The organism is Streptomyces coffeae (genome assembly GCF_016741875.1).
GTDB lineage: Bacteria > Actinomycetota > Actinomycetes > Streptomycetales > Streptomycetaceae > Streptomyces > Streptomyces coffeae.
In genome coordinates this window covers 1-1022 of the sequence record NZ_JAERRF010000140.1, presented here as the reverse complement: position 1 = coordinate 1022, position 1022 = coordinate 1, and the positions used below count along the sequence as shown (strand labels likewise).

Genomic DNA, 1022 nt, shown 5'->3' with positions numbered 1-1022 from the left:
CCGCCACCACCCAGCTGGTCCTCACCGTCCCCGCCCTCCTGATACTCGCCCTGCTGATCGTCCAATTTGCCCTGGCCTGGCACGCCCGGCACCTCGCCCACTACACGGCCGAACGCGCCCTGGCCGCCGCCCGGGTCCAGCACGGCACCGCAGCACAAGGCCAAGCCCGGGGCTTACGCAGCCTGGCCCAACTCGGAAGCGGCGTCCTCACCTCCCCCTCTGTGACGGTCCACCGCACCCCCAACCAGGCCACCGTGCGGGTGCAAGGCACGGTGATGCCCATTCTGCCGGGCCTGCATCTGACCGCGCACGGCACCGCCTCCGGCGCGGTCGAGCGGATCACCACCCCCGCCGGAGGACCGTCGTGAGCAACCCACCGCGCGCCGGAACGACAGTGGACCGTGGCTCGGCCGCCGTCGAACTCGTCCTGGTCACACCCCTGCTCCTGCTCGTCCTGATGACCGTTGTCGCGCTGGGACGCCTGACCGACGCCCGGCTCGTCGTGGCGGACACAGCACACCAGGCAGCCCGCGCAGCCTCCCTCGCCCGCACACAAGGCCAAGCCCTCACCACCGCACGGCGCACCGCGCGCGCCTCCCTTGACCACGCAGGCACGGCATGCTCACAGCCCCAGGTCACCCTCACCACCAGCGGCCTCCAGCCAGGCAGCACCGTGACCGCACACATCTGCTGCACCGTCACGCTGACCGACCTCACCCGCATCCGCATGCCGGGCCGGATCACCGTCCACCAAACCGCCCACTCCCCGGTGGATGTGCATCGGAGCACCCGGTGAAACAACCGGCACACATCCAACGTCTCCGCGAGCAGGCGGCGAGCAACCAGGACCGCGGGCAGGTCACCGCGTTCGTGGTCGGCATCGTGGCAGCACTGTGGCTGTTCGCCGGGATCGTCGTCGACGGCGGCCTGGCCCTTGCCGGCAAGGTACGCGCCCTGGATGTCGCGCAAGAGGCCGCCCGCACCGGAGCTCAGCAACTCGACATCGGCCGACTGCGCAGCAC

General features: G+C 71.0%; 3 protein-coding genes. All 3 read left to right on the top strand.

The features are described 5' to 3' along the window. A partial coding sequence (locus JK363_RS41350; protein WP_236076586.1) for a TadE/TadG family type IV pilus assembly protein occupies positions 1-368 on the top strand: 368 nt, incomplete at its 5' end. Next, entirely contained in the window at positions 365-796 is a 432-nt protein-coding gene (locus JK363_RS41345) for a TadE/TadG family type IV pilus assembly protein (protein WP_201883477.1), read from the top strand. The genes JK363_RS41350 and JK363_RS41345, both read left to right, overlap by 4 nt. Next, positions 793-1022, top strand: a 230-nt coding sequence (locus JK363_RS41340) for a pilus assembly protein TadG-related protein (RefSeq protein ID WP_307822122.1), incomplete at its 3' end; no start/stop codon positions are given. The genes JK363_RS41345 and JK363_RS41340, both read left to right, overlap by 4 nt.